The sequence below is a fragment of the Geoanaerobacter pelophilus genome, from assembly GCF_018476885.1.
In the GTDB taxonomy this organism is placed as follows: domain Bacteria; phylum Desulfobacterota; class Desulfuromonadia; order Geobacterales; family DSM-12255; genus Geoanaerobacter; species Geoanaerobacter pelophilus.
Map to the genome: position 1 here is coordinate 170884 of NZ_JAHCVJ010000007.1, position 19438 is coordinate 190321.

The following is a 19438-nucleotide window of genomic DNA, read 5'->3' on the forward strand; positions in this document are numbered from 1 at the left end:
GAAATTACTCCTGAATGGAAAATGTGTGCAGAGTCTCCGTAACGATTCGTTTGACCGTCCCGTCTTTCTTCATTGCTTTCAGGATCTGGTCCAGTTTCGGGACCAGATCGGCATGGCGTTTGTTCAGATAGGGGTACATCGGTTTTACGATGAGTGGTGGCTGCAAGGCCCTGACCCCTTCAGCTCCGAGCTGCTTGAGAGCATACTCACCCTGTCTGCGATCATAGACTACAATATCGACCTTACCGGTGAGCAGAAGCGGGAACAGGACATGTTCGTCCCTAACCTTGGTGAGCGATTTGACTCCGACGATGTTGTTCTCCAGTATCTTCCAGCCATTGACAATAGCGACGCGATAGGGGACGAGACTTTCCCAGTTGGTGATCCTGATGCTGTCATTCTTGGTAAAGGCCGTGAATTCAAGGGTGGTAATCGCTTCGGGGACTCTGATGAGGTTGGGATACATTTTCTCCATCCCTTCGACCCGTACGAAGTTGCCGTCGTCAATCCCCTGATTGGCATTCTGGAGGGCTCGCTCCGAAGGTAGTTGGACAATTTTCAGGTTCATGCCGAGACGCCTGAAAGCTTCGGTCAGGATTCTGTCACAGGAGCCGGTGGCAGTATCCGTTGAGTTGGGAGGAGCATTGGAGGTGTTGAATATGAGGGTCTGGGAAGCGTTTGAAATATCCGCGGCAGCAGCTATCGACAGCACGATAGTCAAAATAATTACCAGGTATTGCTTGAAATTCCTTGGCTTCGCTATAGCGGGCGCAGTTGCTGCTATAGCAACGGCGCCGGAGAAGGGGAGATGCACCCCCAGAGTCATTCCCTTTGGAATGAAAAAAGAGGTAGATGCCATCATTGGTTATCCTCCTGTTTTTTCGAGCTTCTGGATCCGCTCCTTCAACTCCACCATCCGCAGCTCCCGGCCGACAAATATCCGGTTCATCCGCTGCAATTCGGCGTTCTTGACCTCCAACTCCGCTGTTCTCTGTTTTACCCGCTCTTCGAGCTCTTCGTTCAATTTGCGAATGGACTCTTCCATTTGCTTCCGGTCAGTAATGTCCCGGCCAATGGTCAGGACACCGATAATGTTGCCGAGCGGATCACGTTCTGCGACGAAACGGATGTGATGGGTATGCGCTTCTCCGGAAAAATGAGGCATGTCAATTTCAATCTCGCTTGGTTCACCACTATCAATGACTTTCCAGAGCATATCCTCATAGAGACCGGTTTCCTTGGTGTCATCTTCGTCAGCCTCCCGTGGCGACTTGCCCAGCTTATGGTCAAAATCTTGATGCACGCTCTTTTGCAGCGCAGGGTTGAAATACTTCAGTCGGCACCGCAGGTCGTAGCGGGCAATATTGTCTGGCGAGTTTTCCGCCAGTGACCGGAATTCCCGCTCGCTGGCGGCAAGAGCTTCCTCCATCTGCTTGCGTCCGGTGATATTTCGCGCAACGCCGAGTACGCCGATAACCCGACCGTCTGCGTAGTGGAGCGGGGTCTTGCTTGTTTCCCACAACTCGCGGTGATTGTCGCCGAGGAAGGTTACCCACTCCTCATTGGTCTTTGTTCTCTCCGCGGCAATAGCCTCCCGGTCTTTTTGCTGAAAAAAAGCCGCCTGCGCCGGGTCAAGGTAATCAAAATCAGTTTTTCCGATAAGCTCGGATTCGGAGACATTGAACAGCCGGGCAAAAGAGGTATTGGCAATCAGAAATTTTCCCTCCGGGCTTTTCAGCCAAACCGGGTCAGGGATAGTCTGAACGAGAGACCTAAGCAGCCGGCGCTCGTTTTCCAGTTCGGCGGTTCGCTCCCTGACCTGCTCCTCCAGGTGGTCGTGAGCCTTCTGGAGTGCCTCTTCAGCCTGTTTCAGCTCACGAAAAATGAGATCGAGCGGTTTTTTTAGCCCTGTTACCAAGAGGGCCCGGTAAATCTGGTAAAAGGCTGCCAGCTTGAGGATATGGCCGAGCATGTTGGCAAAACCGTAGACACTCAGATATGCGGTAAATGACAATTCCGATACGATAGTACACAGTATTGACGAGACGATAAGGGTGTAAACCCCTTTACTGAATACTGCCCGGATGTTATGGAAGATCAGCAAGGAGGCGAGCAGGAGAGCAATGATGCCGTATTCGCTGGCTATTTTGAACGGAGTGAGCCCTTTTCCTTCGACGAAGCAGTCTGGGAAGTAACCGGCGTACACTATCGCTGCAATCGTTGCGACGATAAAAAAATATCCTGCTATCAGCAGATATTCGTTGATCTTACGCCGGACGAATAAGGGGGCAATACACAGGGTTAAGGCCTGAAGGAAACGGGCTGCTATCCAGAGTTGTGTCGGCAGGTTGGCGCCCACACTGGGAAACACATTCATCCCTTTGTAGGCCAGGGTATGAAACAGGTCGATCGTGGCAATAAAAGCGTAGCCGATGCCGAGTACTTTGAGACAACCGTTTGACAGGAAATTACGGGCGTTCCAGGTCAGGATGAACAGGGTAAAGCCGATAGCTATTGTGGTTATTTCGACAAGGCTGTGGAACAGCAGGTAACTATGGATGCTTGTCAGGTAGAGCCCCAAAACTATGGCCGCGATGACGCCAATGCAGGAGATTATCTCTGTCCTGCTCCTTTCTTGCGTGGCGCTCTTCAGCTCAAGCTGGATTTGCTCTCCAGGTTTCGTAGTGCCTCCTGCAGCTCGTTTACATGTATTGTTGGCTAAGCACAGTCTTCGCGCCACAGACAGCTTTGCTGGCCGCAGTGTTCTGCCTTGCCGTTATCAAAGCAGGGTTCATTCCCCTCGGCGTGCTGAATCGCCCGAACCAGGTCCGATTTCTTTGCCTTTGCTATTTTAATGCTATGTCCCTTGGCAATCTCTTTGATTTCATCAAGTTTCATGATTTTTTCCCCTTTGCAAAGTATTTAGGCAACAGCGTTTTAATTGTATCGAAACCAGAACGCATTTCAATGGGTTAAATGAAAATAAACTTATAAAACTACCGTTATCCCAGGGTGATAGTCGCCAACCATAATGAGAAGCAGATAGGTCTGTGGCGATTGCCTAATAAATAGACAATTAGGGCGTTGGTTATATGCTCATCACAGAGAGTGTGACTGTAACCGCCTGAAAAATGGTTTGTTGGCTGTTTGGCATATGCCATGCTTAGTAAATATGAAAATTAGTGGATGCAGAAAGATGAGACGATCGGCAAAGGCGCCACCATTCTCGTAATGGGGCGCTTTTCTTTTATTGATGAAAGGTGAGGAACTTATGGCCAGACCAGACTACTACGATGCCCCGGAGTGTGATACCCATCAGGAAAAGGGTGCGCCCAAGTTCTGCAAAAAGTCCGAACCAGGGGAGGGGGCCGAGCGCTCTTGTGCCTATGACGGCGCCAGGGTCGTGCTGATGCCGATCACTGATGTGATACACCTGGTTCACGGCCCGATTGCCTGCGCCGGTAACTCCTGGGACAACCGGGGCGCTCGTTCCTCGGATTCTCAGCTCTACCGCCGCGGCTTCACTACCGAGATGCTGGAAAACGATGTCATCTTCGGTGGCGAAAAAAAGCTGTACAAGGCGATCCTCGACCTTGCGCTACGCTACCCTGAGGCAAAGGCAATCTTTGTCTATGCTACCTGTGTTACCGCCATGACCGGCGATGATGTGGAGGCGGTCTGCCAGGCGGCTGCGGAAAAGGTGGCGGTTCCGGTTATTCCGGTCAATACTCCCGGCTTTATCGGCGACAAGAATATCGGCAACCGGCTGGCTGGCGAGATCCTGTTCAAGTACGTCATCGGAAAGGCTGAGCCACCGGTGCTTGGAGAATACCCGATAAACCTTATTGGCGAGTACAACATTGCCGGAGACCTCTGGGGGATGCTACCACTCTTCGACCGGCTGGGAATCCAGATACTCTCCTGCTTTTCCGGTGATGCCAAATTCGAGGAGCTTCGCTACGCCCATCGAGCCAAGCTGAACATTATTATCTGTTCCAAATCGCTGACCAATCTGGCGAAAAAGATGCAAAAGACCTTCGGCATGCCGTACCTTGAGGAATCGTTCTATGGCATGACCGATACGGCCAAGGCGTTGCGGGACATTGCCATCGCCCTGGACGATGCGGTCAACGGCTTGGAGAAAAGAACGATGCAGGACCGGGTGGAACGGCTGCTGGAAGAAGAAGAGACCAAGTGTCGTGAGCGGCTGGCGCCATACCGGGCAAGGCTTGAGGGGAAACGCTCGGTACTCTTTACCGGCGGGGTCAAGACCTGGTCGATGGTCAATGCCCTGAGGGAGTTGGGAGTTGAGATCCTGGCTGCTGGCACCCAGAATTCGACTCTGGAAGACTTTTACCGGATGAAAGGGTTGATGCACAAAGATGCCAAGATCATTGAAGACACCTCCACCGCCGGTTTGCTCGGCGTCATGCGGGAGAAGATGCCTGATCTGATTGTGGCCGGCGGCAAGACCAAGTTCCTGGCATTGAAGACCAAGACCCCGTTTCTCGATATCAACCATGGCCGCTCCCACCCCTATGCCGGTTATGAAGGGATGGTCACCTTTGCCAAGCAGCTGGACCTGACTGTCAACAACCCGATCTGGCCGGCTTTGAATGCTCCGGCGCCGTGGGAACAGGGTGAAGAGCAGCTGCAGGAGCATGTTCAGACGGCATTTCGGCATGCCGAAACCTTTCTTGCTGAAGACATTTCTGTTTCGCGGGTCAAGGTTCCCACCAAATTCGCCACGGTGAACCCACAGAAAAACTCTCCGGCTCTTGGGGCGACTCTGGCTTTTCTCGGCATTGACCAGATGCTTGGCCTGCTGCATGGAGCCCAGGGATGTTCAACGTTTATCAGGTTACAGTTATCGCGTCACTTTAAGGAATCCATTGCCCTCAACTCAACAGCAATGAGTGAAGATACTGCCATTTTCGGCGGCTGGGAGAATTTGAAGAAAGGGATCGGCCGGGTCATTGAAAAATTTCAGCCAGGCGTGGTGGGGGTCATGACCTCCGGCCTGACCGAGACCATGGGGGATGATGTACGGAGCGCCATTGTTCATTTCCGCCAGGAACACCCTGAACACCAAACCGTTCCGGTGGTCTGGGCGTCAACCCCGGATTACTGCGGCTCACTGCAGGAGGGGTATGCAGCAGCAGTCGAGGCGATTGTCTCTACTCTTCCTGAGGGTGGTGAGCCGATCGCCGGACAGGTGAACCTGCTTCCCGGCGCCCATCTGACCCCGGCTGATGTGGAAGAGATCAAGGAACTGGTCGCAGCGTTCGGCCTGACTGTGCTCTGTATCCCTGATATTGCCAATGCCCTGGATGGTCACATCGACGCCGAGGTCTCGCCACTTTCCACCGGCGGGATAACAGTAGAGGCGATCAAAAAGGCGGGTCGCAGTATTGCCACCATCTTTGTCGGGGATTCGTTAGCAAAGGCGGCATTGGTCCTGAAAGAGAAGTTCGGCATTCCTTCCTACGGGTTCACCTCGGTTACCGGCCTGGAAGAGGTTGATTTGCTTATGGCTTCCCTCTCGGCCATCAGCGGGCAGCCGGTCCCGGAAAAACAGCTCCGGTGGCGCAGCAGGCTTATGGATGCCATGGTTGACAGCCATTACCAATTCGGCAACAAGAAGGTGGCCCTGGCACTGGAAGCCGACAACCTGAAAACCATTGCCCGGTTCCTGTCAGGGATGGGGTGTGAGATCCAGGCTGCCATCAGCGCCACTCGCACCAGGGGCCTCGATGGTTTACCCTGTGCGAATGTCTTTGTTGGTGATTTGGAAGACCTGGAGTCGGCGGCGGTTGGCGCTGACCTGCTGGTGGCAAACAGCAACGGTCGCCAGGCTGCTGCCAAGCTCAAGATTGGCGCTCATTTGCGGGCCGGACTGCCGGTGTTTGACCGGCTGGGTGCCCACCAGAAGATGTGGGTCGGTTATCGCGGCACCATGAATCTAGTTTTCGAGGTGGCCAATATTTTCCAGAGCAACGCCAAGGAAGCCCAAAAACTGGCGCACAACTGATGGTGGAGCTGACCGGCAACATCTGGGACTACTGGGGCAAGGCGATTATCGTAGTCACCACCAACGGCAGTCTTACCAGGGATGGCCGGGCGATTCTGGGGCGAGGGGTGGCACGCCAGGCACTGGAATACTGCCCTGATCTGGCGTACCGTCTTGGAATGCTTCTCAAAGCTCATGGCAATCATGTTACTGACTTGGGAAACAACCTGGCAAGTTTTCCCGTGGAAGAGACCGCCTGGTCGCTTCCTGACATGCAACTCATTGTCCGCTCGGCATTGGAGCTGAGGCAGCTTGCCGACAGCAAGGGGTGGCGCCAGGTTGTCGTCCCCCGCCCGGGCTGCGGCGGCGGAGGGTTGCAGTGGCAGGATGTCGAACCTCTACTATCTAAGTATTTCGATGACCGTTTTCTGGTTATAACAGCCGCGCAGTAGCTCCATTCACCGCAATTTTTTCATCTTTATCATTTCTTGATGCAGACACCCCACAAATTGACACCCAATTTATCCGGCTCCTGCTACGGTAGCATCATGGGACTGAGACTACCTGAGTAAGGGGGCAACAATGAAAGCATATCTGTTCGATACAGAAACCGGACTGTTCGAGGGTGAATCTTTTGCAGATGTTGCTATGCTTAACAATGAAGATGGCATAACCACAGTGGCTCCTCCGGAATATGAACATGGTCAGGTGCCGATATTTGACCGCAGGAAGAACGAATGGACAGTGATACCGATCAATATAGCAAAGCAGTTACTCAATAAGCGCACTATTGAAATAACGGAGAAAGCGCAATGAGCACATATGATGGGATGCAAATAATTCTTTTTTCTATGGTTCTGCTGGCGCTGATAAAGCCGCTCGGTAGCTACATGGCCAAGGTTTACCAAGGGGAGAGGACTTTACTGACCTCCGTTTTAGCTCCCTGTGAAAATTTTCTCTATCGGATCAGTGGGGTGAATAAAGATGAAGAGATGGGGTGGCAACGTTACGCTTTGGCCATGTTGCTCTTCAACCTGGCGCTCTTTGTGGCGCTATTCGCTATCCTGATAACCCAGCACCTGTTGCCGCTCAATCCGCAGAAGTTGCCGGCTTTTTCCTGGCAACTGGCGCTCAACACGGCAATCAGTTTTACCACCAACACCAACTGGCAGGCCTATGCCGGCGAACAGGCCGCCAGCTACTTCACCCAGATGGTGGGGCTGACGGTGCACAATTTTGTCTCTGCGGCCACCGGCATGGCCATCGTCATTGCTCTGATCCGCGGCTTTTGCCGGCGCAAAACCTCCATGCTGGGCAATTTCTGGGTGGACATGACCCGCAGTGTTCTCTATATCCTGCTCCCCATCTCACTGGTAGCTGCTCTTGTCCTTGTCTCCCAGGGGGTGATTCAGAACTTCAACCCATACAAGACTGTTCCGTTGCTGCAGGAAACCAGTTACGACAAACCGAAGCTTGACGACAAGGGAAGCCCGCTCAAGGATGGCAATGGACACCCGGTTATTGAGAAAGTGATCGTCAAAGAGGTGCAGATCCCGATGGGACCGGTTGCCTCTCAGGAGGCGATCAAGGAGCTGGGGACCAACGGCGGCGGCTTCTTCAATGCCAACTCGGCCCACCCCTTTGAAAACCCGACCCCGCTCTCGAATATGCTGGAGATACTGCTCATTCTGCTGATTCCCGGCGCATTGACCTACACCTTCGGCGTTATGGTAGGCAACACCCGGCAGGGGTGGGCGCTCTTGGGAGTCATGCTGTTTGTGATGATTTTAGCCTTTGGAGTTTTGCAGAGTGTCGAGAGCAGCGGCAACCCGCTGGTTGCCAACCTCGGAGTACAGAGTGTCAACATGGAAGGGAAGGAAGTCCGCTTCGGCCTGGCCGGTAGTTCGCTATTCACCGTGGCAACCACCGGAACCTCTTGTGGGGCAGTCAATACCATGCACGACTCGCTCACCCCGCTCGGCGGCATGGTGCCTTTGAGCCTGATCCTGTTGGGCGAGATCATCTTCGGCGGGGTCGGCTCCGGTCTCTACACCATGCTCGCCTTCTCCATCATCGCGGTTTTCGTCTCCGGTCTGATGATCGGCCGGACCCCTGAATACTTGGGAAAGAAGATCGAGGTGCGGGAGATGTGGCTGTCGATCCTGACGATCCTCACCGCCGGGGTGGTGGTCCTGATCCTGTCGGGAATTGCCATGGTCACCCCTCAGGCAGTGTCATCCATGGCCAACCCTGGTGCCCACGGCCTCTCCGAAGTGTTTTACGGCATTGCCTCCATGGCCAACAACAACGGCAGCGCCTTTGCCGGGTTAAACGCCAACGTCAGCTTCTATAACCTCCTCGGATCTCTGGCCATGATAATAGGTCGCTACGTGCCGGCCGTAGCGGTATTGGCCATGGCCGGATCACTGGCGGAAAAGAAATATGTTCCCCCGAGCCTGGGGACCCTCCCCACCGACAAAGCGCCGTTCGCCATCTGGCTGACGCTGGTAATCCTTATCGTCGGTGCGCTTACCTTCTTCCCTGCCATGTCGCTTGGACCGATTGTCGAACAGCTGACCATGCTGGGAGGTAATTAGCAATGTCGAAACATTCAGCTGAACCGATATCAATCTTCGACAGGCGGATAATCAAACCCGCCCTGATCGAATCCCTGAAAAAACTCGATCCCCGCATTCTCTGGCGCAATCCAGTCATGTTCTGCGTCGAGATTGCCAGTGCCATCACCCTGATCACCTTTATCATGTCACTCACCGGAGCCAACCGTGAACCGGCCTGGTTCACCGGCTCTGTCTCCATCTGGCTCTGGTTGACAGTAATCTTCTCCACCTTTGCCGAGGCATTGGCTGAAGGCCGTGGCAAGGCCCGGGCCGCATCTCTGAGAAAGAGCCGGACGGATGTAACTGCCAAGCGTCTGGAACAGCCTGAATTCGGCAGCAGTTACGCCACGGTAGGGGCCAGTCAGCTGCGCAAAGGGGATCTGATTCTGGTTGAAGCCAACGACATGATCGCCGGTGACGGCGATGTCGTAGCTGGAGCTGCTCTGGTGAATGAATCAGCCGTCACTGGTGAGTCGGCTCCGGTGGTCCGCGAATCAGGCGGAGATCGGAGCGCGGTCACCGGGGGCACCACGGTCATTGCCAACGCCATTATCGTCAGAATCACCGCTAACCCCGGTGAAACATTCCTGGATCGTATGATCGGCCTGATAGAAGGAGCCAAGCGCCGCAAGACCCCCAACGAGATCGCTCTGGAGGTATTGCTCATCGCCTTGACCCTGGTATTTTTGCTGGTTTGCGCCAACATCAGTCCGCTTTCAATTTACAGCGTCAAGGCCGCCGGACAGGGGACACCGGTTTCGTTGACCATCCTGGTGGCGCTCTTTGTCTGTCTGGCTCCAACCACTATTGCTGCGCTGTTACCCGCAATCGGCATTGCCGGTATGGATCGTCTCTTTCAGAAGAACGTCATTGCCCTCTCCGGCAGGGCCATCGAGGCAGCCGGCGATGTCAACGTTTTGTTGCTTGACAAGACCGGCACCATTACCCATGGCAACCGCGAGGCAGTATCATTTGTCCCGGTTGGCGGACACAGTGAGCAAGAGTTGGCCGAGGCAGCCCTGATGGCATCCATAACTGACGAGACCCCGGAAGGACGGAGCGTGATTCTGCTTGCCAGTCAGAAATACGGTCTCACTAAGGATGCCCCACCTGATGGAGCCGAAACTATCACTTTCAGCGCCGACACCCGCCTCTCGGGGATTAATGCTGAGGGGCGGAAATACCGCAAGGGAGCTAGCGATGCAACGATCTCCTTCGTGAAAAACCTGGGAGGTAAGTCAGTACCCGGCGATCTCGAAGGTGTTGTTGACAAGATTGCCCGGGCCGGGGCAACCCCATTAGTGGTAAGCAAAGACAATGAGATCCTGGGAGTGATTAATCTTAAGGACATCGTCAAAGCCGGCATCCAGGAGCGCTTTCTGCAACTGCGCAGCATGGGGATCAAGACGGTTATGATCACTGGCGATAACCCACTGACCGCTGCTGCCATCGCCGCCGAGGCCCAGGTGGACGACTTCCTGGCCCAGGCCAAGCCGGAGGAGAAACTGCGGCTGATCCGCGAGTACCAGGAGCAGGGATTCATGGTGGCCATGACCGGCGACGGCACCAACGACGCCCCGGCCCTGGCCCAGGCCGACGTGGCGGTTGCCATGAACACCGGCACCCAGCCGGCCCGGGAGGCGGCCAATATCATCGATCTTGACAGCAACCCCACCAAGTTGCTGGACATCGTCGAGGTGGGCAAGCAGATCCTGATGACGCGCGGCAACCTGACAACCTTCAGCATCTCCAACGATGTGGCCAAGTACTTTGCCATCATTCCGGCGATGATGCTCTCAATTTATCCGCAGCTGGGAGTATTGAACGTCATGCATCTGGCGAGTCCCTTCAGCGCCATACTTTCCGCTGTGATCTTCAATGCGGTCATCATTCCGATGCTGGTGCCTCTGGCCCTGAGAGGGACCAAGTTTCTTCCTCTGCCGGCGGAGAAGTTGCTGATCCACAACCTCCTCATCTACGGAGTCGGCGGGATGATCGCTCCGTTTGTCGGGATCAAGGCAATCGATCTGATGATTGGGATGGTCGTTTAAGGGGAGGGCGATATGCTTTCAAAGAGGAGAATAAAGCCATGAACGAACTAAAACCAGCAATCCTGATGCTCATAGTGTTCACCATCATCTGCGGCGGCATTTATCCGGCGGTGGTTACTGGCCTTGCATATGCCGTTTTCCCAAAACAGGCCAAAGGAAGCTTTGTTGTAGACAAAACAAACAGAGAGATCGGTTCGATATTGATCGGTCAGCCCTTTTCCGACCCCAAATATTTCTGGCCGCGTCCTTCCACCACCACCGATTTTGGCTACAATCCTGCTGGGTCCAGTGGTTCCAATGCCGGTCCCACCAATCCGGATTATCTGAAAACTGTTAGTGATCGTGTTAAGGCGCTCCACGATTCAGGAGTGACCGGTTCTGTTCCGGCAGATCTTGTGCAGGGCTCGGCCAGCGGCCTCGATCCGCATATTACACCGGAAGCCGCCTTGGTACAGGTACCGCGTGTTGCCAGGGCACGTGGCGTCTCGGAAATTTCAGTCAAGCAGGCTGTCTCTCAGGCTACTGAAGGGCTGCAATTTGGCGTACTGGGAGCACCGCGGGTAAATCTGCTTGTATTGAACCTCGAATTGGATAAATTTACCAGATGATGTCATACAGTGACGACATTCGGCCTTCGCCGGAGGCGATGCTCAGATTGGCCCAGGCTGAAGAAGTAAAGGCTGAAGTGGGGAAGCTGAAGATATTTCTCGGTTACGCTGCCGGGGTGGGGAAGACCTTTGCCATGCTGGAGGCGGCTGATCTGCGAAAGCAGGAAGGGCGCGATGTGGTGGTCGGCTATGTGGAGTCCCATGGCCGGTTTGAGACCGATTCACTGCTTTCCTTCACCGGCCTGGAGATCCTCCCTAAAAAGCTGATCGAATATCAGGGGGTGCAGCTGCCGGAGCTGGACCTTGATGCTGTCTTGGACCGCAGACCGCAGATCGTCCTTGTTGATGAACTGGCGCACTCTAACGCCCCTGGTTGCCGTCACGAGAAACGCTGGCAGGACGTTGAAGAGTTGCTGGCAGCAGGAATAGATGTTTATACCACGGTTAACATCCAGCATTTCGAGAGTCTCAATGACGTGGTGACCCAGATTACCGGGGTCGTGGTTCGGGAAACCGTGCCTGACAGGCTGTTGGACCTGGCTTTCGAGATCAAGCTGATTGATATCTCGCCGGAAGATTTGTTGCAACGGTTGAAAGAAGGCAAGGTTTATATCCCGGCGCAGGCTACCAAGGCGATGGAGAAATTCTTCCGACTCGGTAATCTGATGGCGTTGCGGGAACTATCGCTACGCCGGGCTGCCGCAAGGGTCGACGACCAGATGCGGGCCTACATGGAGACCCAGTCGATCGCCGGGCCGTGGCCCACTGCGGAGCGCCTTCTGGTCTGCGTCAGCGGCAGCCCTTACAGCGAAAAACTGATTCGAGCCACCTGCCGGTTGGCTGAGGAGTTAAAGGCTCAGTGGTTAACTGTATATATCGAAACTCCAGGGGGCGGTCGTCAGGTCCAGGAGAACCGGGAAAGAATCTGGCGCGACCTGCGCCTGGCAGAAAGCCTGGGGGCCCAGGTGGCAACCGTAACTGCGACCGATATCACTGATGCGCTCATGGAATACGCTTCCCGGCACAATGTTACCAAGATTGTCATGGGGAAGCCGCATAAACCCCGCTGGCGAGAAATTTTGCAGCCGCCGATCGTGGATCGCATCATTCGGAGAAGCGGGGCCTTAGATGTGGTTGTTGTCAGTTTTGAACAGGACGAATCTGCTGGCACAGCAATCGTACACAGGCGCAGTCGCCCCTTGAAGTTGACCGGTTACGCAGCCAGCCTGGTGCTGATTGCCGCCGCTACGTTACTTTGCGAACTGTTGCGCCCCTTCCTTGACCCTACCAATATGGTGATGTTCTATCTGCTGGCAGTGGTGGTGGCATCGGTGCGTCTTGGCCGTAAACCAGCCATTGCTACGGCGTTTTTCGGGGTGCTGGCGTTTGATTTCTTTTTTGTGCCACCCAGACTGACTTTTGCAGTGGCCGATACCCAGTATCTGCTGACTTTTCTTGGTCTTTTCGTAGTGAGCGTCGTTATCAGTTCGCTGGTGGTGAGGGCCCGCGAACGAGCCGAGGCAATGCGCACCCGCGAGGTGCAGACAGCCAGTCTGTACTACCTGAGTCGCGACCTGGCAGCCTCGGTTGATATAGATGCCGTACTGAAGGCAGTGGTGAGAAACGCGGAGGAAGCCCTGAACGCCCAGGTAGTGATCTTTCTCCCTGAAGGGGAACGGCTCGATATCATGGCGGCTTCCGAGGGACTTACGCTCGACATCAAGGAGCAGGCCGTTGCCGACTGGGCCTTCCGCAATAACCATCAGGCCGGACGGGCCACTGATACCTTGGTATCTGCTGACCTGATCTATCTGCCGTTGCAGACACCGGCCAGCGTACTTGGGGTAATGGGGGTGCAGTTGCAGCAGGAGCAGGATTACCATGCCCAAGATAACCGCCGGCTGCTGGAGGCTTTTGCCACCCAGGCTGCCATGGCCATGGAGCGGATCCGCTTCTCCCGCCAGGCAGAACAGGCTCAGATCCTTCAGGCCCGGGAAAACCTGGAAAGGGCGCTGCTTAACTCTATCTCCCACGATCTGCGCACCCCTCTATCGTCAGTGACCGGCGTTCTGACCTGTCTGAAGGAGGAGGGTGAGCATCTTAATGACCATGCCCGGCGGGAACTGCTCGATACTGCCTGCAGTGAGGCCGAACGGCTCAATCGGTTTGTTGGCAATCTCCTGGATATGACCCGCATCGAGGCCGGCGCCGTCAAGCTGAACAGTGAACCGTGCGATGTTCAGGATCTGGTCGGCTGTGCCCTGGCTGCCCTGGAGCCACGCATTGCCGGGAGGGAAGTCTCTTTTCGGATGCTGACAGAACTGCCGCTGGTGCCGATGGACCTGGTGCTGATGACCCAGGTTATGGTCAATCTGGTGGACAACAGCCTAAAATACTCACCAAGCGGAACAGCGATAGAGCTGACTGCCGCCACTGACTCGTCATGGCTGATTCTTGAACTGCGTGATCATGGCCCCGGTGTGCCTGAACACGACCTCCGGCGTATTTTTGACAAATTTTACCGTATCCCGGTTCCTGAAGGGGCCGGAGGAACCGGGTTAGGTCTCTCTATTTGTAAGGGAATAGTGGAGGCCCACAATGGCAGTATTGTAGCGGAAAACCTCCCTGCAGGCGGTCTGCGGATCGAGTTGCGACTGCCGCTGCAAAAACGACAAGGAGAACCGCGTGATAGCTGAGCAGAACGGTTCCAATCAACCCCGAGTTTTAGTGGTGGATGACGAGATTGCCATCCGCCGTTTTCTGCATACTATCCTCACTGCCGAGGGGTTCACGCTGCACGAAGCGGAAACCGGGCATGCTGGCTTGGCAGCGGCAGCTGCATTTCGTCCGGATCTGATCCTTCTTGACCTGGGTCTGCCAGACCTGGACGGGATCGAGGTTGTCAAACGGATTCGGGAATGGTCTCCAGTGCCGATCATTGTGTTGTCGGTTCGCGACCGCGAAGATGACAAGGTGACGGCTCTCGATTTGGGGGCCGATGATTACCTGACCAAACCGTTCGGCACTTCCGAACTGCTGGCACGCATCCGGGCGGCAATCCGCCGCTCAATTCAGCAAGCTCCTGATCCGGTGTTTGTTTCCGGTGATCTGCAAGTAGACCTGAACCTGCGCAGGGTATCGGCACAAGGGCGAGAAGTGCAGCTGACTCCGACGGAATATGACCTGCTGCGCCTGCTGGTTACCCATGCCGGGAAGGTTTTAACGCACAATCAGCTTTTGAAACAGATCTGGGGGGCGGCTTATGGGGAGCAGCCGCATGTCTTAAGAGTGACGATCAGCAATCTGCGCCGCAAAATCGAGACTGATGCCTCCCAGCCGCGCCATATCATTACAGAACCGGGAGTTGGCTACCGGTTGCGCTGCACTAACTGATGCCTCAGCAACAAGCGTAATTGCCTATTATCAAGGCACTATGATCTTTTAATTCCGACAGATTTCTTCCCGTTAGTCATAAAATTTCGTTGTTTCAGCTGGTTAGGTATTTGGCACACGCTGTGCTAATCTAATGACTAATCTGATCATTGGCAAAGGCGCCACACATCTATGGATGCGTGGCGCCTTTTTTGTTGCAGAAAGGAGTACGAGATGAAAGTGGCTTTTACCAGCAGTACCGGCGAATTAATCGACCAGCACTTTGGCCAGTGCCGGAGCTTCCATATTTGGGAGATAACCCCGGAGCAGGCAGCGCCGCTCAATACTGTCAGTGCTGAATCAACTGCGGAAGACGAAGAGGACAGGATTGCGGCCCGGGCCGGTGCCATTGCCGACTGTGCCATTGTCTACACCATGCAGATCGGTGGCCCGGCAGCAGCCAAGCTGGTAGCGAAAAAGATCCACCCGATGAAAACGAACACGGAAGTGCCGGTGGCTGAAATCGTTACGAAACTGCAGGAGGTGCTGCAGGGCAATCCTCCTCCCTGGCTTAAAAAGGCGCTCAACAAGGATAACGGTTCATCATTTCTCGACGATTAATGCGTCGTTGTCAAACAAGAAAGGAGCTTACAATGGCTTACATCACCGGTTTACGCAGAAACAAGACTGAATACACCCCGCAGTTCATCCAGGGGATCGATGAGGAAACCTGCATCGGCTGCGGCCGCTGTTTCAAGGTCTGCGTGCATGACGTGCTGGCCTACGAAGAGCTGGATGAGGACGATTCCGCAAAAATGTTCATGAAGGTAGCCAACCCCGGAAACTGCATCGGCTGCCAGGCGTGCGGCAGGACCTGTTCGAAGAAGTGCTTTACCTTTGAACCGGTAGTTCTTTAGGGACGGTACTTGTTTCAGTTTATGTTGAAGAACGGAGGTTAGCCATGCTTATCGCTGTTGCCTCGAAAGATGGCCGTGATGTCAACCAGCACTTCGGACATGCCGAACGATTCCTGATTTACGATGTTGAAGGGGAGTCGGTAAAACTGGTTGATGAAAAGAAAGTGGAGCGCTACTGTTCGTATGATCCGGACCACCCACTGCGTGGTCATCTGCTGCGGGCCATTGCCGATGCCCTGAAAGGGTGCCGGGCAGTGGTCTGTTCGCAGATTGGCGAGTGCCCGCAACAGGAGATGGCAAACCTCGGCGTTGACACCTTCGTGGTCAATGGCCCGATAAAGTCAGCGCTCACCGAGTTGGAAAAAGTTTTATAAAGAGCTGATCGACTGCTGCAAATAATCACGACGAGGTGATGACCCATGACCGGCCTAGGTTTCAATCTCTGCAATCTCCCCCCCTGGGTCATCGCCTCCCGTCATTTCAATGAGCATCCCCAACCGCTGGAGATTCAGGGGGTGCGCCTGGCCAATCGCCACTTCTTTGCCAAGCTGGAGACCATCAGCAGCGCTGGTGAACGGGCCATGATCTTTAATGACTATATGTCTGTGAAGTACCAGCTCCATCATTGGCAGAGCCAGACAGATACCGCCCGCAAGAGTCTTAAAAACAGTTATCTCCGCTTTCTGCGTGGTTGGATGATGGATGCCAACTCGGTGGAGGGGGCAGTGCTCAAGGGCTGGGTTGAAAGCCGCATTGGAATCCCTCCCACTTTCCACAGGATTCGCATCCCCGGCATCCATGCCGAAGAGTACATGACCTACGCCATGGATCGCACCAAGGGGAGTGCCCGCACCAATGCCATCAACTCTCAGCTGGACCTGCTCTATGAATTCTGCCAGCACGAGCTGGCCCTGAAGTTTCCAGGGCGGCTTACTATTCCCCTCTATCGCGGCACCTATGACGCCTCCGAGCATGAAGTGCTGGAGCAACTCGCCAAGCGGGAGCAGATTGTACGGCTCAACAACCTGGTGTCCTTTACCTCTGACGAGGAGCGCGCCTGGGAGTTCGGCTCGACTGTCTGGGAGGTGCAGGTGCCTCTTGCCAAGATTTTTTTCTTCAGCGATCTCCTCCCCAGCAGCATCCTGAAAGGTGAGGGGGAGTATATGGTTATCGGCGGCGAATACCGGGTAAAGCGAATCCTTTGTACGGTGTGATTAATCAATCAGCTGGAGCGTCATTGGATGAATATGGGGAGAGTCGGCACAGTTTCAAGGCAAGTTCATCCAGTTCTTTTACTACGCCCCGGTCGAGCTTTTTGAGCCAGCGGCCCGGGATACCTTCAATGCCGTAGTAGGCACCAGCCAGGCCGCCGATGATCGCTCCGGTGGTATCGGCGTCCCCTCCCTGGTTTACCGTGGCCACGAGGCAGTCTTCAAAACCCTTACCCCTGAAGAAAAAATGGCATACCGTCTGAAAGGTATCAACGACGTAGCCAGTGGCCAGCCCTTTATAGGGCTCGAAGGTGAAATTAGGATACTCTGAGAGCAGAGCGCTTACTTCCCGTCTGAGGCGAATTTTCGATGCCCCGGCAATGGCGAGATGGAGCAGCCTGCCATAACATATGCAGGCGGCATCGGAAAGCGGGTGATTGTGGGTCAGGTGGGCCTGGCCGATTGTGCAGCGCTGCAGACGGTTGTCGTCTCCCAGGGTAAAGATCGCTATCGGAACCATCCGCATCAGAGCGCCGTTGCCGGCATCCCATTCATTCGGCGGCGATTCGAGTTGCCCATTGAGCATGAAATTTCTGATGCCTCGGCGACAGGTATCGCCGACATCAATCGGTCTGGTTTTGAGCCATGCCGCAAACTGAGTGGCGATTGCCGTCAGATCCCACTCTCCTGCACTGGAAAGTGCCCGGGCAATACAGAGGGACATGTCGGTGTCGTCAGTGACCTGACCCGGTTTCAGCCTGAGCCAGCCGCCACCGACCATCTCTTTCAGCACCCCATGTTTGGCCTTTATCTCCCCAGGCATCATGAATTCAACCGGTGCGCCGAGGGCATCGCCAATTGCCATTCCCAGAAGAGCACCTTTAATCCTGGAGATCAGGTCACCGGTCACCGTCCCTGGATCTCCTTCATGCAGTTGACCAGGAAATCAAAGACCTCTTCCCGCGTGGCGATGAAAGAGGGCATGTCCCGTATCATCAGTTCTTCCATGCGGTGCAGTGTTTGCTGGTCATCACGCTCCAGTTCAACCATGACTGCAGAAAACATCGGCAGGATCTCGTAGATGTCATCGCGATCAAAGAGGGCGTTGTCTGGTTTTCCTGCGAACTTGGGAGCTGACCTGTTCACCGTATTCTTATGATACTTGTAGTAAAGGTCCGATGCCTTGACCTTGATCACCGGCATCCGCAGCCTCCTGACGAGCAGTAGCTCTTGCATCCCATCTCGATCTTGATGTCCTTGCCGTGGGCCTTATAGCACTCCAGCGAGTCTCTATTCACGTACCACTCACCGCCGACTTCCTCACCAAGCAGCGCCTTGTTCTTCAACAACATCAGGATTTTGAGCTGGGTTGTCTGTAACACCGCGGCAGCCGTGGCAACATCGATGGTATCGGTCTCTGGCTTCATGATAAACCTCCTCGTCCTTAGCTGATGTTATGCCTATGTTACATGGAGCGTGCCATCGGCTTACTGACCGTTATGACAATGATTTTTACCCAACGGGTTTCGCAAAACCCCTTTTTTGCCTAATCCGTAATCAGAAATGCCATGTCAACCGGCATTTTCCGTAAACAGCAAATGGGTATTCAGCCATAACCTGCTGCTTTAGCGCCTTTCCGGTTGAATTGCGTCTTGTGGCACGATTCGTGTTAATGAAGACAGTACTTACTACAATCACGAAGAATACGACGACGTATTCACATTCATGCAAAGAAGCCCGGTGCCCTACAGCGCCGGGCTTTTTTCGTCGGAAGGGGAGGTTAGATATGGCCACTACATGTTCCGCAAAGAAAAACATTCAAGGGCACCCATGCTTCGGCGGCAACCACCACAAGAACGGCAGGATGCATCTTGCCGTTGCCCCGCGCTGCAACATCAAGTGCGGCTACTGCAGCCGGCGCCATGACTGCGCCAACGAGTCGCGGCCCGGTGTCACCAGCCGGCTCCTGACACCGCTCGAAGCGATTGCAAAGGTGAGGGAGGTTATGGCCAGCGAGATCATGGGGCCGATCATCAAGGTTATCGGGATTGCCGGCCCTGGCGATCCGCTGGCCAATGAAGAGACCTTTGAGACCTTTCGCCTGGTCGGCGAAGAGTTTCCGCATCTGATCAAATGCATGAGCACCAACGGTTTGTTGTTGCCTGAGAAAATAGACCTGCTCAATGAGCTGGGGTTGCATTCCCTGACAGTGACTCTCAATGCGCTCGATGCTCAAGTGGGAGGGAGAATCTACAGTCATATAAACTACCATGGCCAGAAATACACCGGTGCGGAAGCGGCACGCATTCTCATTGCCAACCAGTTGCAGGGGCTAAAAAAGGCGGCAGAGTTTGGCATGACGATAAAGGTGAATACCGTACTTATCCCAGGTGTTAACGATGCAGAAGTCCCGGCCATTGCCGAAAAGGTAAAAGAACTCGGCGCATTTGTCATGAACGTCATGCCGCTTATTCCCCAGGCTGATTTTGCAGGAGTAACCCCGCCATCACCTGAAATGCTTGAGTCGGTGCGGACGGCCAATGAACGGATTATCGGCCAGTTCAAGCATTGCCGCCAGTGTCGGGCCGATGCCGTTGGCTTGATCGGCCAAGATATGCAATTCGCCAAGGCCTCATGTTCTGGTAATTGAA

General features: G+C 54.5%; 19 protein-coding genes. 13 read left to right on the forward strand and 6 right to left on the reverse strand.

What is annotated here, in order from left to right; translation table 11 throughout:
• Positions 1-4: 4 nt before the first annotated feature.
• Genes KI809_RS16565 through KI809_RS16575 form a run of 3 tightly spaced genes read right to left on the reverse strand, consistent with a single transcriptional unit; the run spans position 5 to position 2898 of the window.
• Positions 5-862, reverse strand: a complete 858-nt coding sequence (locus KI809_RS16565) for a substrate-binding periplasmic protein (RefSeq protein ID WP_214172698.1) — start codon at positions 860-862, stop codon at positions 5-7.
• Positions 863-865: 3 nt separating this feature from the next.
• Positions 866-2740 carry an MASE3 domain-containing protein gene (locus tag KI809_RS16570; protein ID WP_214172699.1) on the reverse strand — a complete coding sequence of 625 codons (1875 nt, stop codon included), beginning with the start codon at positions 2738-2740 and terminating at the stop codon, positions 866-868.
• Complete coding sequence (locus tag KI809_RS16575) at positions 2719-2898, reverse strand: SAP domain-containing protein (RefSeq protein ID WP_214172700.1); 180 nt, start codon at positions 2896-2898, stop codon at positions 2719-2721. Before KI809_RS16575 ends, KI809_RS16570 begins: the two co-directional genes overlap by 22 nt.
• Positions 2899-3271: 373 nt before the next feature.
• Here KI809_RS16575 and KI809_RS16580 point away from each other — a divergent pair, with 373 nt between their 5' ends.
• The 12 genes from KI809_RS16580 to KI809_RS16635 all read left to right on the forward strand — a co-directional run bounded on the left by KI809_RS16580 (position 3272) and on the right by KI809_RS16635 (position 16790).
• On the forward strand, positions 3272-6031 hold the full coding sequence (locus KI809_RS16580; RefSeq protein ID WP_214172701.1) for a bifunctional nitrogenase iron-molybdenum cofactor biosynthesis protein NifEN: 2760 nt from the start codon (positions 3272-3274) through the stop codon (positions 6029-6031).
• Entirely contained in the window at positions 6031-6462 is a 432-nt protein-coding gene (locus KI809_RS16585; RefSeq protein ID WP_214172702.1) for a macro domain-containing protein, read from the forward strand. Before KI809_RS16580 ends, KI809_RS16585 begins: the two co-directional genes overlap by 1 nt.
• Before the next feature lie 130 nt (positions 6463-6592).
• The gene (locus KI809_RS16590; RefSeq protein ID WP_214172703.1) at positions 6593-6826 is read left to right on the forward strand and encodes a hypothetical protein; all 234 of its coding nucleotides are present in this window, start codon (positions 6593-6595) and stop codon (positions 6824-6826) included.
• Positions 6823-8607, forward strand: a complete 1785-nt coding sequence (kdpA, locus tag KI809_RS16595; protein ID WP_214172704.1) for a potassium-transporting ATPase subunit KdpA — start codon at positions 6823-6825, stop codon at positions 8605-8607. The genes KI809_RS16590 and kdpA overlap by 4 nt, the downstream gene beginning before the upstream one ends.
• Positions 8608-8609: 2 nt before the next feature.
• The gene (gene kdpB, locus KI809_RS16600) at positions 8610-10679 is read left to right on the forward strand and encodes a potassium-transporting ATPase subunit KdpB (RefSeq protein ID WP_214172705.1); all 2070 of its coding nucleotides are present in this window, start codon (positions 8610-8612) and stop codon (positions 10677-10679) included.
• Between the two features lie 38 nt (positions 10680-10717).
• Positions 10718-11287 carry a potassium-transporting ATPase subunit KdpC gene (kdpC, locus tag KI809_RS16605; RefSeq protein WP_214172706.1) on the forward strand — a complete coding sequence of 190 codons (570 nt, stop codon included), beginning with the start codon at positions 10718-10720 and terminating at the stop codon, positions 11285-11287.
• Positions 11284-13983 carry a DUF4118 domain-containing protein gene (locus KI809_RS16610; protein WP_214172707.1) on the forward strand — a complete coding sequence of 900 codons (2700 nt, stop codon included), beginning with the start codon at positions 11284-11286 and terminating at the stop codon, positions 13981-13983. The genes kdpC and KI809_RS16610 overlap by 4 nt, the downstream gene beginning before the upstream one ends.
• On the forward strand, positions 13973-14680 hold the full coding sequence (locus tag KI809_RS16615; RefSeq protein WP_214172708.1) for a response regulator: 708 nt from the start codon (positions 13973-13975) through the stop codon (positions 14678-14680). Before KI809_RS16610 ends, KI809_RS16615 begins: the two co-directional genes overlap by 11 nt.
• A gap of 213 nt (positions 14681-14893) precedes the next feature.
• Positions 14894-15280, forward strand: a complete 387-nt coding sequence (gene nifX / locus KI809_RS16620; protein WP_214172709.1) for a nitrogen fixation protein NifX — start codon at positions 14894-14896, stop codon at positions 15278-15280.
• A 32-nt stretch (positions 15281-15312) separates the two neighbouring features.
• Positions 15313-15576 (forward strand): ferredoxin III, nif-specific, encoded by a 264-nt coding sequence (gene fdxB / locus KI809_RS16625; protein ID WP_214172710.1) that lies wholly within the window; start codon positions 15313-15315, stop codon positions 15574-15576.
• Between the two features lie 44 nt (positions 15577-15620).
• Positions 15621-15950, forward strand: a complete 330-nt coding sequence (locus tag KI809_RS16630; protein ID WP_214172711.1) for a NifB/NifX family molybdenum-iron cluster-binding protein — start codon at positions 15621-15623, stop codon at positions 15948-15950.
• A gap of 45 nt (positions 15951-15995) precedes the next feature.
• Positions 15996-16790 carry an NAD(+)--dinitrogen-reductase ADP-D-ribosyltransferase gene (locus KI809_RS16635; protein WP_214172712.1) on the forward strand — a complete coding sequence of 265 codons (795 nt, stop codon included), beginning with the start codon at positions 15996-15998 and terminating at the stop codon, positions 16788-16790.
• 4 nt (positions 16791-16794) lie between these two features.
• Here the strand turns inward: KI809_RS16635 and draG are convergent, their stop codons facing one another.
• Genes draG through KI809_RS16650 form a run of 3 tightly spaced genes read right to left on the reverse strand, consistent with a single transcriptional unit; the run spans position 16795 to position 18214 of the window.
• Positions 16795-17697 carry an ADP-ribosyl-[dinitrogen reductase] hydrolase gene (draG, locus tag KI809_RS16640; protein WP_214172713.1) on the reverse strand — a complete coding sequence of 301 codons (903 nt, stop codon included), beginning with the start codon at positions 17695-17697 and terminating at the stop codon, positions 16795-16797.
• Positions 17694-17990 (reverse strand): hypothetical protein, encoded by a 297-nt coding sequence (locus KI809_RS16645; protein WP_214172714.1) that lies wholly within the window; start codon positions 17988-17990, stop codon positions 17694-17696. The genes draG and KI809_RS16645 overlap by 4 nt, the downstream gene beginning before the upstream one ends.
• Positions 17981-18214: a hypothetical protein gene (locus KI809_RS16650; RefSeq protein WP_214172715.1), complete on the reverse strand. Its 234-nt coding sequence runs from the start codon at positions 18212-18214 to the stop codon at positions 17981-17983. The genes KI809_RS16645 and KI809_RS16650 overlap by 10 nt, the downstream gene beginning before the upstream one ends.
• A 359-nt stretch (positions 18215-18573) precedes the next feature.
• Here KI809_RS16650 and KI809_RS16655 point away from each other — a divergent pair, with 359 nt between their 5' ends.
• Complete coding sequence (locus KI809_RS16655) at positions 18574-19437, forward strand: radical SAM protein (RefSeq protein WP_214172716.1); 864 nt, start codon at positions 18574-18576, stop codon at positions 19435-19437.
• Position 19438: the final 1 nt, after the last annotated feature.